A 13,808-nucleotide genomic window follows, 5' to 3' on the forward strand; every position below is an offset into this window, starting at 1 on the left:
TATCATTTGAATATTATAAAAATATATATAATTATAAAATAAAAAAATGGGGCACAACGTGCCCCAAAATAGCGAATCATGAAAATGAAAGTTAAATATTACTTACCAAGACAATATAACTTCAAAAAATAAAATACACAACAATTAAATAGGCAACAATTTAAAAGAAACAATGAACAGTAAATAAATTTCAACCTAATGTTATTAAAATATATTATTTAAATACACATTAGATATAAATAAAATAAGATTTTGATTAAGTCATTTAATAGATTAATCAACGATAATTCTGAGTATTTTCCCCTCCACTCTATTCAAAAGGACATATTGTGAGACAGGATAAAAAATCAATATTAAATAATATAAAGTCAATAGGTTACAGTAAAAATACATTCTTATCCTTATCTGATGCTACCTATTTTAATGACCATAAGCACGAAAACCATCTGTATGGAGGTATCGCGGGGGCAATCTATTTTGCTCAAAATAGCATTATTGCCGCCAAAGAAGCAGTCGAAAATGATGTACAACCAACCCTAATTGTAAATAGAAAAACGATGGTTTTATTCAAACCAGCAGAATTTACAAACCCTGATGATGATCTCAAATTGGAAGTTTACGACAAAAAGGATACTTTGATATTCAGCACCCCTTTTCGTTCGCCAAGTTTGCTCACTGAAACTTGCATACCTGTTTATACAAAAATTGACCTTGAACAATCCCTTCCTTATGAGTCAGGCTTGGTCATTAAAAATAAGGAAGAATTTGTTAATATAAATAATACAATAAAATTAAATGAAGCCTTCTTAAAACATGATTTTATTAATATTGTAGTAAAAGATGGGGGACAGGCTAAATTATATGATTTATTCAATGACATTAAATTATCAGGGAAAAAAGTTATTTTTGAAAACCGCTCAGAAGAAAGTTACTCAATTATTTTTAACTCGCAAAAGAAACAGTTAAACAGTGGTGAGAAGTTATACTTGCAAAATTTCGAGGGTGTTTGGTACCAAATCAATGATAACACCAATCATGGGGAATTTCTCTCACCGATTAAATACATGGGGAATTGCTGGTCAGCAATTATTCCAAGTGACTATATTCACCCAGGCATTACACTAAAAATAATCAAAGAAAATAAAATAGGCTATATTGACAATATTGCACTAGGCGCACCAAATGAACTTATATTAAATACAATTGCTATTGGCTTATTAACAAAATATAGAGACAACTTCGAATTTCAATTAACTCCCGAGTTCCATCGTCAATATTTCCACCAGGTCCCCCTCTCAAAGCTAATTGTCACACATTATGATCCTATTTATTTAAGCGAAGTGATGCTGCAAGATGGAAGATTATTAGTTGATCATGCCCCAGGGGATGGGGGGTGGCATACAGGAATTATGCGTGAAAATATCGCTAAGTCACTCATTGCATCCGGCATAAATTATGCCAACTATGGCATTTTTCATAGCATACGAGAAAAAGCAAACCAAATGTTTGCCGCACAAATTACAGTGCACACCGCCATTGGTAATTACGAAAATGGAATACAAATACATGGCGGTTCTGGCGGTGCAGGACTCGCCACGCTAGATGATACAATCCGTAATGAGTTTAGCCATGAAATTGGTCACAATTATGGCTTAAATCACTACCCTGGTGATTTTTACGGCACTGTCAATAATATCCCTAGCCAGAGAAACTCCACTTGGGGCTGGGATAGCGATCTTGACGTATTTATTCCTAATTTCGAAGAAGAAAGAAGGAATAAACCAACCTATGTTGAAGATGAAGGTGTTGGCCCATTTGCATTACCATTCAAAGAGCACTCATTTGGTCGAGATGCGATGGGTGGAGGTGGGCCTATGTATGAAACCTACAATACATTTACATTACATACCCCATATTCACTTGCTGATATTCAAAAATTTTTAGAAGAAAAAATAACGTTTGATGCTAATTCAGCCACGGGATTTCGTCGATGGAACAAAGAAAATAATCAAATGGAGGAATACAGCCATTATATTCCCAAATACTATTTCACCATCATTGATGTACAAAATGGTGTAGATATTAATGAAAATACCTTTATTGAGTTATTTGACCGTACCAATGCGGTGAGCATAACTTGCTTTGATGGTAGCCATGCGCCTAATGTTTATTTTCCTTCTGCAACAGATTATCCAAATTATTTTATTTCGATTAGAACAACCGCAGGTTATAGCATCGCTATACATGTTAATGGTGTGGAGGTTATCATCCATAAAGGAGAGACGAAAAATTATACCTCTGATGGAAAACAATGGGTTATCCATAATGAAGATGACTTACTAGACATGGCCATACCAAAAAAACAAGGAGCGAAAGTTATTACTCTGGTCGGCCTACATGACCCAGAAGAACAACTTAGTAGCTATATCTACCCTGCGCTGAATGGTTCATACGGTATGATCTACGCCGATAAAAAAAGTGAAACAGACTTTAATAAAAATTATTTAGAAGTCGAATTGGCAAACGGTGAAAGCTTAGTTTACCCTTTGTTATCTGCCCGCCTTTCGTCGAGCGAAATGAACCAGTTTCATGTCAATATTGATCGTAGTTTGCATCCAATACATGCGAGGATTATTCATCAGGGTAATATCATTGCAGACCGAAAAATTGATTTAGGGAATGACAGCTTGCCTGTTAGTATAATCACGAGCTAATAGTTCGCCCCGCAACTACTGTGGGGCGATTTTAATTATGTGATATGTTGGGAGCCAGAGACTTTTGTAAAGCCAGAAACAACCGCATTGCCTGATACTTGAGCATCATCTTCAATAATGGCATGCCCTGAAATGACCGCATGACCATACACTTTTGCATTACCACTTGTAATAACATTTTCAAAGATAGACGCCATTTCATATATATGTGAATTACCCCGGATAATGGCTTTTCCACTCACCGTTGCATCGTCTGTCACAATAGAATGACCGAGTATAATCGCCTCTTGCTGAACAGTTGCATTACCCGATATGACAACCGTTCCATTTAACCGAACATCTCCAGTTACAATCGCATTATCTGTCACCAAGGCACCACCATCAATTTTTGCATTCTCTAAAATAATAGCGCTTCCAGCGACAGTTGAGTCATTAATGACCGTATTATTAGCCACCTTAGCATAATCTTTGACTACGCTATCAGTAACTTGTGATTGACTTGAAACATATGCATGACCTGTAATTTCTGTTGTGCCGTTAATTCTTGCAGAACCACTGATGATCGCTAATGCATTTATTTTAGCTGCACCACTAATATGCGCCTGCTGGTCTAAAAATGCCGAACCAAATACATTTGCTTGTCCAGTCACTTTCGCATTACCTGTCACAATGGCATTTTCAAATATACTCGCCTGACCTGAAATAGTCGCATTTTCTTTAACTTTTGCATTTCCAGTGACTAAGGCGCCTTGAAATACTTTAGCATCATCGGAAACCCAAGCTGCTCCTGCTTGACTTAAGTTACCTTCGTGCTCAATCCAGCCCCCCAATTCACCGGTTAATATCAGCCTTATTCGGTATAATATTGTACCTTCATATTCCATTGATTCATCTATAATTTCATATTTTTTCATTATGATACCTCGCTATTAAAATAAAAAACAATAACTAGGAATTTGATAAATGAATAGCATACAAATAATTATAGGTGCATTAAATAATATTTAGCATCATCACTATTGTTAATACCAAGGCCAAATAACTTGATTATAAAAATATAATAATAAAGCCGCTATACAGATAGCTGGGCCAAAAGGCACGTGATATTTCTCATCAATATCATAATAAATTGCATATTGTCCTCTATCCGGTATATAGCTGATATGTTTAATGATAAAAAACAGTAAAAAACCAAATAGTGAGGCAAGTAAAATCAACCAATGGATCTGTGCAATACCGATAAACGGCATACATGCTGCAAATAATTTAGCATCGCCATCCCCCATACCCTCTTTCCCTGTAACCCATTTAAATAAGTTTATGATGCTTTTAATCAATAACCAAATAATGATACAACCAAAAACAGCTTGAATTGGAGGAACGGATGTCCATTTCATCACTGAACTGAGTAACCCCAACCAAATTAAGAAATAATTGAGCTCATCAGGAATAAGAAACCATTTTAGATCAATAAAAATTATGGCATAACAAGTGCTGAACAATACTAGAAAGATAGCAAGTGTCATTAACCCGACATTCGGGTAAAAAAAACAAAAAACACTCAAAAAAACAATGCCAAAAATAAATTCCGAAAATGGGTATATCTTTGAAATTTTATTGTGGCAATGTCTACAATGCCCTTTTAATAGAAACCAACTAATAACAGGGATATTATCTCGTTTAAAAACTTTAGTTTTACAATTTGGGCAATGAGATGGTGGATAGCTTAGTGTCAGTAACTTCCCCTCCCCTCGATTAAATATAATTAATGGCAATCGATAAATAACAACATTAATAAAGCTGCCAATACAACAACCGATGATGAAAGTAAGTAAAGCATAAAATAAATAAATACAGTCATTCATGCTAATCACAAACCTTTAAAACATTTCCGTTCTTTCTGTACTCTACTTCATCTATATAAACATTGTTGTAGGCATTAATACTTCCTCGGAAATACGTTTGTTCGAAATTGTTATAACCAAAATCGCCTAGATTTTCTTTAATCAAATCTGCATTGGTATAAATGAAATCAAGCTTTTTTAAATAGATATCATATTGTGGAAATTTTTTGCCATTTTCCATTCCATAATAAAGGTCAGCAAAGCTATTTTTAGTGTTACCAAATGCATTTCTCGCTTCTCTATATTGCTTTGAATAATGAGTATTCGTTGCAAGATTTCGAATATCCGGAATGCGGCTCCAGTTCATAGCTAAAACATACGTTTCTCCTAATGACATACTCACTCTTGCACTTAAGTTTGATAAATATGCAACCTGCAATTCGTTATCAACCGCCATTGAAATATTGTTGCCATTCTCTGCATCCCAGCCAGACATTTCAACCTTGCTAAGTTCTAACACAGGTGGTGCTATGGATTTAGGGTTATAACCTGGTTTTGCAGTCCAAGTAAATGCAACAAAAGCGGTGATATTTGAAATCTCAGGCCTTGGTGGGGATTTTTTGTCCTCAATTTTTATTTTTAAACTCTTTATTGAGCGTGTTGGTAACCAAATAATTTCATCTGGCTGCCTTAAGAGGTAATCGCCATATTGCTCTGTTGGGCTATATTTAATGGTGTAAAAATTACGCGATTTTGCATAGTCAACTTGGCTGTAATACGCTTCAAATTTCTTTTTTTGATCAGCATTAGTTGGCCTGCCAATCCCTGCATCAGCCACACTCATTCCTGGTACATATCGAGTGCTCAACGGAATCTGAGAAACTCGGCTACCTGATACCTCTTCACCAAAAGCCGGCGTTCCCCCCCAATCAATTTGCCTATCACTAAAAAAATTAGCTAATTTTAATGGTATGCCTCGCTCTTTTTCAGTCCAAAATACTACTTCTAATGTTACTTTTACGCGGTTTTTATAAATTGAAGTCAAGCCAAAATCTCGCAGTGTCGATATCACTATTGGCAGTGGTGTCGAGGCATTAGCACAAACCATGCCCTCAGGGTTCACTGGCCCGGAACCATCGATATACTTAGTCCCTTTAGTCGTAATTCCATTTGCAGCCAATGGTAACAATAATGTTATTAAATATAATTTATTAAATTTCATTTTTATCTCCATTACATTTGTGACATTTTTGATAGCTGATCGGAAAGCGAAAATAGCGCTATAAAAACCCAAATTACACATCCGCCAAGAATTAAGGTCGAAAAAGATTTTAAAATAGCCGCTAGTTTATCCATTTTATCATTAATATTAACCTTTGATTTTTCAGATACTGAAGTTAATACCTCATGAAAAGAAGGTAATGCAGAATATAAACTAATATTCAAAAGCTCATGAACATTTAACAATCCAGTATTAAGAGCATCTCCATAATTCATACCTTTCGCCATATTTATTTGCATAATTTTAATATGGCTTTTCAACCACCGGTTTGCATTCAAATTTAATATAGTCAGTGCATCATTTATTGGTATTTTATTTTTAAGCATGCCAGATAAGCTGTTTAACACAATTGATGCATTTAATTGCTTGAACGTTGAAAATGGAATTGCTTTATCAACAAATCGGTCTCGTATTGACCCTGTCAGATTGGCCATTAAGAAGCGTGTAATAACTGTTATTATGACAATAAAAACAAGTATATATATCCACAACCCATTATAGAGTGACAAACCAAAGTTATACAGTGAACTCGTTACAAAAGGCCAACGCTCTACCGGCAAAACACGCTCAAAAGCAGGAAATACCTTGAGTGCATACCCCGTAATGACAATTAGTGATAAAATAAACATAATGAATGGGAAAGTCATTGATTTAATCACTTTCGCCATTAGCTGATCTTTATACTTTATGACATCTACAATACTTGTAAAACCACTTGCTAGCGCACCACTTTTCTCTGCCGAATAAATCAAACTCAATTCATTTCTTGGTACCATACCATCGAAAACAGAGGCTATTGATTCTTTATTTGTCATTTTATCTAAAAGAAAACTTAATTTCTTTATAAAACCTTTACCAATAACGCTACCACCTTCATTCTTTAATTTTATAATAGAATCGTATATAGGAAGATTAGCATTAATCATATCTGCACAAAATTGGTATAAATACAATCGTTGAGACTTAGTGAATTTTTTCAAATATCACCTCCAAATCTTCTTGTGGAATAACACCGAATTCATGATTAAACCAGTGATAACAAACTTTATTTTCTATCACGAGTAACATTGTTTTTTCTTTTATTTGAAAACCTTCACCGATCCCTTTACCTACAAAACGTTTTTTTCGCCAATGCATATAAGCTTCTAACCAGTTATTTTTAGCAATCGCAGAAAGTTCATCTAAAGAAGGAAGCATATATTCAATCACTAATTTACGCCCACTGATGCCAGTATTTTTACAATGCTTACAGCCATTATTGTTAATAACCGAAACTTCTTTTTGTAATTGACCAAATACCGCTGTCTCCGTTTTTTTACAGTGTGTGCATAAAAGAGGCATTAATTTTTGGCATTGTAAGCCTGCGATAAAACCTGGTGTACACAACTTATCGCCCGCAATACCTAGCGCAGATAATCGCTGTAATAAAGTGACAATGCTTCCTGCATGTACTGTGGTGAAACAGTAATGACCACTCTCAACTGCACCAGATAATGCATTAGCAGAAATTTTGTCACGAATTTCGCCTATCATAAGAACATCAGGGTCACGACGTAATGCAGATTTAATTGCTGAATGAAAACCGCCACCATCTACATCTAATACTGAGCTTTGCTTTGTCCCGTAGATATAATATTCGACAGGATCTTCGACAGTTAAAAAACAACCTTTATTGTTGAAGCGGTTTATCTGTAACCATTCCATCAATGTTTTCAGTGTTGTTGATTTACCTGAACCCGTCGTACCAGCAATAAAATATGCACCGTAAGGGTTGCTTAAAATTGCTTTAATATCTTCAATTTCTACGGCAGAAAGCCCTGTGTTTTCCAACTTGGGGTTAGGATTAGTGTCAATCGTTGCAGGAATTATCCTTAATACACAATGATAACAATCACTACTTTCGCCAAAGATAGGAAAATGTGCATACCTAAAACGATATTTTTTACCTTGCAAGTCATAAAGGATATTCGCGCTTTGAGGTTGTTGACGGTTCCACGTTGTTTCTTTTGTTGTTGCCTCAACGTTATACAACACAAACACAAGCTCATCGCAACTATTTGATGTCATCTGTGAATAAAGAATCAAAGAACCATTAACTCTAAACTCAATTCTTGATATCACATCTCCACGGGTGATGTGTAGATCGCTCGCACCTGTATCTACCGCAATTTGTAAAAGGCTTTCAAGCTCCTTTTGTACATTGCTCGATTCAAGCAAGATATTACTATTCGTTGCTCTGGTGACATTTTCAATTATTTGATAGTACTGGGATTCAGTGCTTAACATAAACCCCGATATTTTCTTTTTATAGACTGATATTACATAATTCAAATCCATATAAGCTTTTGCGAGTTGGTCAATCTCTAGCTTATTAACAATAAGGTATTTTTGATTATTATAGTCAACAGTGATCAAGCCCTTTTCAAGCAAATCAAAGTGGCATTTCTCCAATGCTTTAACCCCATTATCAAGGTTATTTAAGTAAATAAAATCTACAGGTTGATTCATTTCATTCAACAACTCTATATTGTTGATTTTTCATGACGACACGGTAACGCATCCCATTCATTCTAAAAGGAATATTTTCTGCAATGAAGGTAACTTGTTTATTTTCAGGGTTCATCACCCCAATTTTTTTAACGCCTGCTATATGAGAAATCATAATAACTTTAGGCCTCTCAGCTGGCTTTATAGGTGCATCCATTAACTCATTAATTTTATTTTCATAAGCTTCATTTTCGGGTTCATTAGTAACTGGCTTTTCTTGAATTGAAGGCTCATTTAGAAGTTCATTAACTTCTTTAAGCTCTTTTCTAAGTTTCGCTAATGTTATTTGATTTTCAATATTTAACTTTTCAGATTCAAACTTTAAGTTGTTTTGCATTAAATCTATAATATTTTTTTGTTCAACTGATAAAGGTGTTGTTTCTGATGTAACTGGTGCTTCATTTTCTTCTTGCGTCAACTCTTCAGCAAATACAGTTTTCATACTTAAAGAAATAATCAATATAGAAAAAATTACCTTGTACATGTAAAAACTCCTGTTACTTTAATTTTGTTGCTTTCAAATTTTTCTATTGAATTAAAAATATAAAAATTAATATAAGATTGCCTATCTAGTATGCTTTTAATTTTAGCTGGGTTTTCATCAAAAATCATTTCAAAACTTGCAAATAGTAAATTATGACTATCTATGTAATCCGAGTATTTCTCCTCTAAATTAGTGACAGAGGATGATGGCAAATCCATTAGAGTAATTTGATCATCTTGATTTTTTTTTGTGGAGTTAAATGCATAAACATAGTTGATATAATCGTTACACAGTGGTGTATTTTCTCCTGAAGAGATTATTTTATTAATCGATTCATTCGCATTGTATTTAATACTTAAATTTGAAAACTCAATGCTGTCTGGGCTTATTGTTCCTTCATAATTTTCATTAAAAAACAATTTCTCTTGTACATTATAAACTGCCCCTTGCCTTAGTTTGTATAAGAAATGACAATCTTGTGTATCACAATGAAAGCTTTCTTCAGAAAAACCACTCATTGTTAGTGCATATCGGCTAAACATGATTTGCTCAAGTATTTTTAATAAATCATGGTATTGATAGCCATTTGATTCTTTAATATAAAAATCTGAAATTTTCTTTTTTTCATTCGCAATTAATTGTAGTCTTTGTTTTTCTAAATTATCCGCCTCAACTTTTTTTTGATAGAAATGATAAATTAATCCCGAACTCATTATCAAAAAAACAATTAATGAAAGCATTATAATCATGCGCTTATTTTTCATCACGCCATGTTCACGCCACCCAGAAAGAATGTCTTTCATTTTAACAGCCTTAATATATGGATAGAATAAAGGTTAATAATGAAAACAAAAAAACACCCATCGATATTGATATGCATATTTTCATTTTCTTACTCTTGTATTTTCTTTCTTGATTTAAGTATTCCTCATAGATCGCATTAAAAATATCATCATTTATTACAGTGATATTTAATGAATCATATTCTGTGTTTTCTTTTTTACTAATTAAATATGTTAACATTCTTTCTGAAACGATAGTGTCAATAGGTGAAATAACACAATCATTTTTAATACAGATCAAATAATAGTTGATGATATTATTTTCAGATATTGGAGCATAAAAAAAACCATCACCATATAGTTCTTTAATATATAAAGCTAAAATTTCATGTACTTTAACGTGTTTAGGAAATAAAACTTCCTTCATCCCGTTTTGTGTTTGATAACGTATTTTTTTATACTTTTTTTTCATTGATTCCAGCCAAAATCGATGGCGATGCTCATCAGTTTGGTTGGAATCAACCCAAATACCATTAATCGTTAGTTTGTCTTTTAATAATTCATTTAATGTCATAACTTACTCATTAATTGAAAAATAATTATCTATACCTACGATCATAATCACCGTGGAATTTGCATCTTCACCATTTAAAATGCCAGAAAAAATACCTGCTTGTTGCATGTCTGAATCACTGTCTTCATCATATTTCCCGACAATGAGCAAATCCCCAGGTTTAATTGTCGAAGTATTAAACATTTCCGTCGTAGTGAAATTCGGCAATTGCACGCCATCAAATTTTTCTATACTTATCAAATTCTTACGAGTAAATCCACTTGCGACTTCAATTTTACCATCTGATAATGCCCTTGGGGTAATAATAAAACTACTTCCGGTTACAATTTGATCTGTTGTTAATTGGCTTTCAGTAATATCCATATTTGCATTTTTCGTACTTGTCACCCCTGAAACATAATGTTGTGTCTTCGTTAAATTCAAAGGTATGGGCATATTATTGCGTGTAATAAATGATCCACTCTGTAATATTTTGCTTCCCGTTAATTTATATACTGCATCTAGCTGACTTGCCAGACGAAATTTAGCATCCTCTCCGCCATGAAAATTAGAGTTCGCATTAAGCTTACCGGTTAACTTAGATAGTAAGTGTTGGTTGAAGCCAATTTGTGTGCCACCATTATTGTAAGAAAAACCTAATTCTGCCTCAAGATTTTTTGATTTACCTTTATCAATAATATATATTTTATAACTCACAACAAACTGACGATTATTAGCTTGTTTATACTGTTCTAAAACCTGACTAACATGATCATACTCAGATTGTCGCCCAACAAAGGTTAAAATTGAAGAGTCTTGAAAAATATTATAAACACCCGAGGAAATATATTTCTCCATCATATCCTTTACATCCTCCCAAAATGAGGATTTAAAAGATGTTGTTGATTTTCCTTTTAAACCACTTGATGATGCAGCTTCATTATTGGAGATATCTAAACTAGCCTCGTAATTATTATCCTTGCCATAATAGTCAAGGCTTATCGCGTAGTTTGTATATAAGTTAACTTCCAGTAAATTATTCTTTTTAAGCTGAATGTTTACATCATACAAATTGGATAAATAACTGATAAACTCTTTAAGATCACCTGTAAAGTTAATAGTGTAAACCGTATTTTTTAATATTTCGTCACCTGATGTTTGATTTTCGACATCACCAGGTGTACTTGCATCAATTTTATAGGTGATTTCCATTTGCTCACCCAACATTTCCATTACTGTATAAATGTTAATGGGTGAATAGGATGTTAATGAAATTTCTTTATCTAATACCTTCTTTTGTTTCTGACCATAATCCACTTCTTTTCCTAGATATGGGGTATCAAGTGACATAAAAGTATTTTGTTTACTGTCATCAATATCTTTCAACCCTGTCACGCGATCAAAAAGCTCCTTTTTATCATATTTTTCTTCAAAAAAACTGCTACAACCTTGTACTAATAATGGTAGTAGTAAAAAAAGTATTTTATTTAGTTTCATTGCTGTTTCTACTTATTAGTTATCTATAACAAGAACATTATTTTTTTCATAAAACTTTAGGTAAAAACCGGCCTTTTGATAAGATAATTGCTTTCCTAGCTTCTCCATCACTTCAATTTTGTTTTTACCATTAATTTTAATTTCATTAAATACGACGATGTCTTTTGGGCTATTCCATATAAAATCGATACCATTATACTTCGCCCAATCATCTACACTTTGGCTAAGAAGTTCATTTTTCTTTAAAACTAACTCACTAAGGTAATCTATTTCAGGAGTAATATTTTGTGTAGAATTCAATTCATCAAGTTTCTGTGTGTCGGCTTGAGGTAAACTGTCTACGGCTTTAATCTCTTTGGTCGGTTTTAAATTAATCCATTCTTGCTGCTCTATATTAGAATCAGCAAAACTGGTTAATGAAAAACTACATAGAAGAATAATATATTTATATTTCATCATTTTTTGCCTTTTTAATCATATGCTGTTGTGTAATCCCCTTTGATTGAGCTACACCACTCAACTGCCATTACTGATAAAGACTTCGGATTTATATACATTTTAGATTCATTTAATGCTGGATTATTCACACCCAATGATGCGCTAATAATCCATACATTTTTACCGTTGATAAAAGAATTTCTTGACTGTAAAACAATACCAGCGGCTAAACCGACATTGGTTATCTTATTCTTACGCGTGCCAGCTTCTTTGCTTAGGTCAATATCCAAACCATTGTCATAAACAACTGGCATCATTGATGAAACAGCAACAGTGAGTCTTGGCCATAACCGAGTATTCTGTACCACAGGGCAAGTTTTTAATGGGATAATTATTTTGCCATTTTCCTTTTCATCATCACCCACATAGTTTTCGTCCTTAATCATCATCTCATCATTACCTGTAAAACTGTGGTAACTCACTTCAGGTACTGTCCTATACTCTTTTATAAGTTGCCCCCCCTCATAATGACTATCTTCAATAATGACATTCGCCACTAAAGTACCGGTAGTTTCATTGCCATTATTATCAGTTTCCGTTAGCATGAAATTACTTTCAGGTAAAAACTGAGCATCCGTAATTGAAAGTTTTGGATCTTGTTTTCGTAATGCTAAGCAGACTGATTTTGTTTTATTTTCCCTATCCCAGCATAAGGTTGGAGATTTTTTTTCATTATCCATATCACCGCTTGTCAAGATTAATGTATTTTCATCTTTCGCTTTTAGGCATGGGCCATATTGGTTTGTTTTTGTATTCCAACATAATTTATCTGCATTTACGGAACCATCAGCCTTTAAAAACTTCCCTGCTTTTACATTAAAACTAAAACGAATACCATACTCAAAATTTGCATTATTCAATAGTTCCGCATCCAATGCTAACTCACCAAACAGAATATTTTTTTCATTTTTTTTAATTAACTCCCAACTTGTGTTGTTAGCTGATTTTTTCCGTTTAACAATGCTTGCCTGTGTTATATAGAGCGATTTATTTTTGAATGCCTCAGTGAAGTTATTATAAAATGATTCAATATAGAGGCCTTTCTCATCTGCTACCGGATGATACAGTAGAATAAAATCCACACGTTCGATAGTTTTTGTTAATTCATCACCAACTAAGTCTATTCTTTCTATAGAAAACTCTGGATTGTTAGTAAGTAATGAATCCAATGAACATTTTAAAAATTCCTTTTTTAATGATAAACCTAATATGCTCCCTTTACAGGATTCATCAATAAATAAATGTCTATCACTATTCGAACCAATTCCCCAATTAAACTGTTTATTATCGCTCGTTATCGCGTCTTCAATTTTATAATTTTTTGTACGTTTACTATAAGCGATATTCTTCTGGCCTTTTTGAAATAAAGGGTTACGTATAAAATTGTTATCTTCTTTCTCTAGCTCATCATTATTTATAAAATCGATAAAACGATAAATTTCATCTACAACAACATCTGCAATGTGCTGCCGATGATTGTCCTCGATTCGATTAATAATAAATCGACTTAATGGGATCATGATAACGCCAATAATACCCAAAACGACGATCACCTCGAGTAATGAATAACCTGCTATTTTATTTTTTTTCATCTTTATTTCTCTAAA

Annotated in this window: 12 protein-coding genes; 1 reads left to right on the forward strand and 11 read right to left on the reverse strand. The window is 33.4% G+C overall.

Annotation, left to right across the window (positions count from 1 at the left end):
- The first annotated feature begins 329 nt into the window (after nucleotides 1–329).
- A complete protein-coding gene (locus AC4IFT_RS01660; RefSeq protein ID WP_490750470.1) occupies nucleotides 330–2,714 on the forward strand; it encodes a M66 family metalloprotease in 2,385 nt (794 codons plus the stop codon).
- A gap of 35 nt (nucleotides 2,715–2,749) precedes the next feature.
- Here the strand turns inward: AC4IFT_RS01660 and AC4IFT_RS01665 are convergent, their stop codons facing one another.
- From AC4IFT_RS01665 to AC4IFT_RS01715, 11 genes are all read right to left on the reverse strand, one after another.
- Nucleotides 2,750–3,628 carry a hypothetical protein gene (locus AC4IFT_RS01665; protein ID WP_490732799.1) on the reverse strand — a complete coding sequence of 293 codons (879 nt, stop codon included), beginning with the start codon at nucleotides 3,626–3,628 and terminating at the stop codon, nucleotides 2,750–2,752.
- Between the two features lie 108 nt (nucleotides 3,629–3,736).
- Complete coding sequence (locus AC4IFT_RS01670) at nucleotides 3,737–4,579, reverse strand: prepilin peptidase (protein ID WP_490750471.1); 843 nt, start codon at nucleotides 4,577–4,579, stop codon at nucleotides 3,737–3,739.
- A 1-nt stretch (nucleotide 4,580) separates the two neighbouring features.
- Nucleotides 4,581–5,780: a hypothetical protein gene (locus tag AC4IFT_RS01675; RefSeq protein ID WP_490750472.1), complete on the reverse strand. Its 1,200-nt coding sequence runs from the start codon at nucleotides 5,778–5,780 to the stop codon at nucleotides 4,581–4,583.
- A gap of 11 nt (nucleotides 5,781–5,791) precedes the next feature.
- Nucleotides 5,792–6,820: a type II secretion system F family protein gene (locus tag AC4IFT_RS01680; protein WP_490750474.1), complete on the reverse strand. Its 1,029-nt coding sequence runs from the start codon at nucleotides 6,818–6,820 to the stop codon at nucleotides 5,792–5,794.
- A complete protein-coding gene (locus AC4IFT_RS01685; protein ID WP_490750475.1) occupies nucleotides 6,804–8,348 on the reverse strand; it encodes an ATPase, T2SS/T4P/T4SS family in 1,545 nt (514 codons plus the stop codon). The genes AC4IFT_RS01680 and AC4IFT_RS01685 overlap by 17 nt, the downstream gene beginning before the upstream one ends.
- Before the next feature lies 1 nt (nucleotide 8,349).
- The gene (locus tag AC4IFT_RS01690) at nucleotides 8,350–8,871 is read right to left on the reverse strand and encodes a hypothetical protein (protein ID WP_490732789.1); all 522 of its coding nucleotides are present in this window, start codon (nucleotides 8,869–8,871) and stop codon (nucleotides 8,350–8,352) included.
- Nucleotides 8,859–9,674 (reverse strand): hypothetical protein, encoded by an 816-nt coding sequence (locus tag AC4IFT_RS01695; RefSeq protein ID WP_490750476.1) that lies wholly within the window; start codon nucleotides 9,672–9,674, stop codon nucleotides 8,859–8,861. Before AC4IFT_RS01695 ends, AC4IFT_RS01690 begins: the two co-directional genes overlap by 13 nt.
- Nucleotides 9,675–9,684: 10 nt before the next feature.
- The gene (locus AC4IFT_RS01700; RefSeq protein WP_490750477.1) at nucleotides 9,685–10,227 is read right to left on the reverse strand and encodes a hypothetical protein; all 543 of its coding nucleotides are present in this window, start codon (nucleotides 10,225–10,227) and stop codon (nucleotides 9,685–9,687) included.
- 3 nt (nucleotides 10,228–10,230) lie between these two features.
- Nucleotides 10,231–11,703 (reverse strand): type II and III secretion system protein, encoded by a 1,473-nt coding sequence (locus tag AC4IFT_RS01705; RefSeq protein WP_490750478.1) that lies wholly within the window; start codon nucleotides 11,701–11,703, stop codon nucleotides 10,231–10,233.
- Nucleotides 11,704–11,718: 15 nt separating this feature from the next.
- On the reverse strand, nucleotides 11,719–12,162 hold the full coding sequence (locus AC4IFT_RS01710) for a TcpQ domain-containing protein (protein WP_490750479.1): 444 nt from the start codon (nucleotides 12,160–12,162) through the stop codon (nucleotides 11,719–11,721).
- 11 nt (nucleotides 12,163–12,173) lie between these two features.
- Entirely contained in the window at nucleotides 12,174–13,793 is a 1,620-nt protein-coding gene (locus tag AC4IFT_RS01715; protein ID WP_490732779.1) for a type II secretion system protein, read from the reverse strand.
- Between the last annotated feature and the right edge of the window lie 15 nt (nucleotides 13,794–13,808).

The organism is Providencia sp. UF-183 (assembly GCF_058246155.1).

Bases quoted from the DNA above. Each gene is read 5' to 3' on its own strand.
- AC4IFT_RS01665 (WP_490732799.1), bottom strand. From the start codon at position 3,628: ATGAAAAAATATGAAATTATAGATGAATCAATGGAATATGAAGGTACA.
- AC4IFT_RS01670 (WP_490750471.1), bottom strand. From the start codon at position 4,579: ATGAATGACTGTATTTATTTATTTTATGCTTTACTTACTTTCATCATC.
- AC4IFT_RS01675 (WP_490750472.1), bottom strand. From the start codon at position 5,780: ATGAAATTTAATAAATTATATTTAATAACATTATTGTTACCATTGGCT.
- AC4IFT_RS01685 (WP_490750475.1), bottom strand. From the start codon at position 8,348: ATGAATCAACCTGTAGATTTTATTTACTTAAATAACCTTGATAATGGG.
- AC4IFT_RS01690 (WP_490732789.1), bottom strand. From the start codon at position 8,871: ATGTACAAGGTAATTTTTTCTATATTGATTATTTCTTTAAGTATGAAA.
- AC4IFT_RS01695 (WP_490750476.1), bottom strand. From the start codon at position 9,674: ATGAAAGACATTCTTTCTGGGTGGCGTGAACATGGCGTGATGAAAAAT.
- AC4IFT_RS01700 (WP_490750477.1), bottom strand. From the start codon at position 10,227: ATGACATTAAATGAATTATTAAAAGACAAACTAACGATTAATGGTATT.
- AC4IFT_RS01705 (WP_490750478.1), bottom strand. From the start codon at position 11,703: ATGAAACTAAATAAAATACTTTTTTTACTACTACCATTATTAGTACAA.
- AC4IFT_RS01710 (WP_490750479.1), bottom strand. From the start codon at position 12,162: ATGATGAAATATAAATATATTATTCTTCTATGTAGTTTTTCATTAACC.
- AC4IFT_RS01715 (WP_490732779.1), bottom strand. From the start codon at position 13,793: ATGAAAAAAAATAAAATAGCAGGTTATTCATTACTCGAGGTGATCGTC.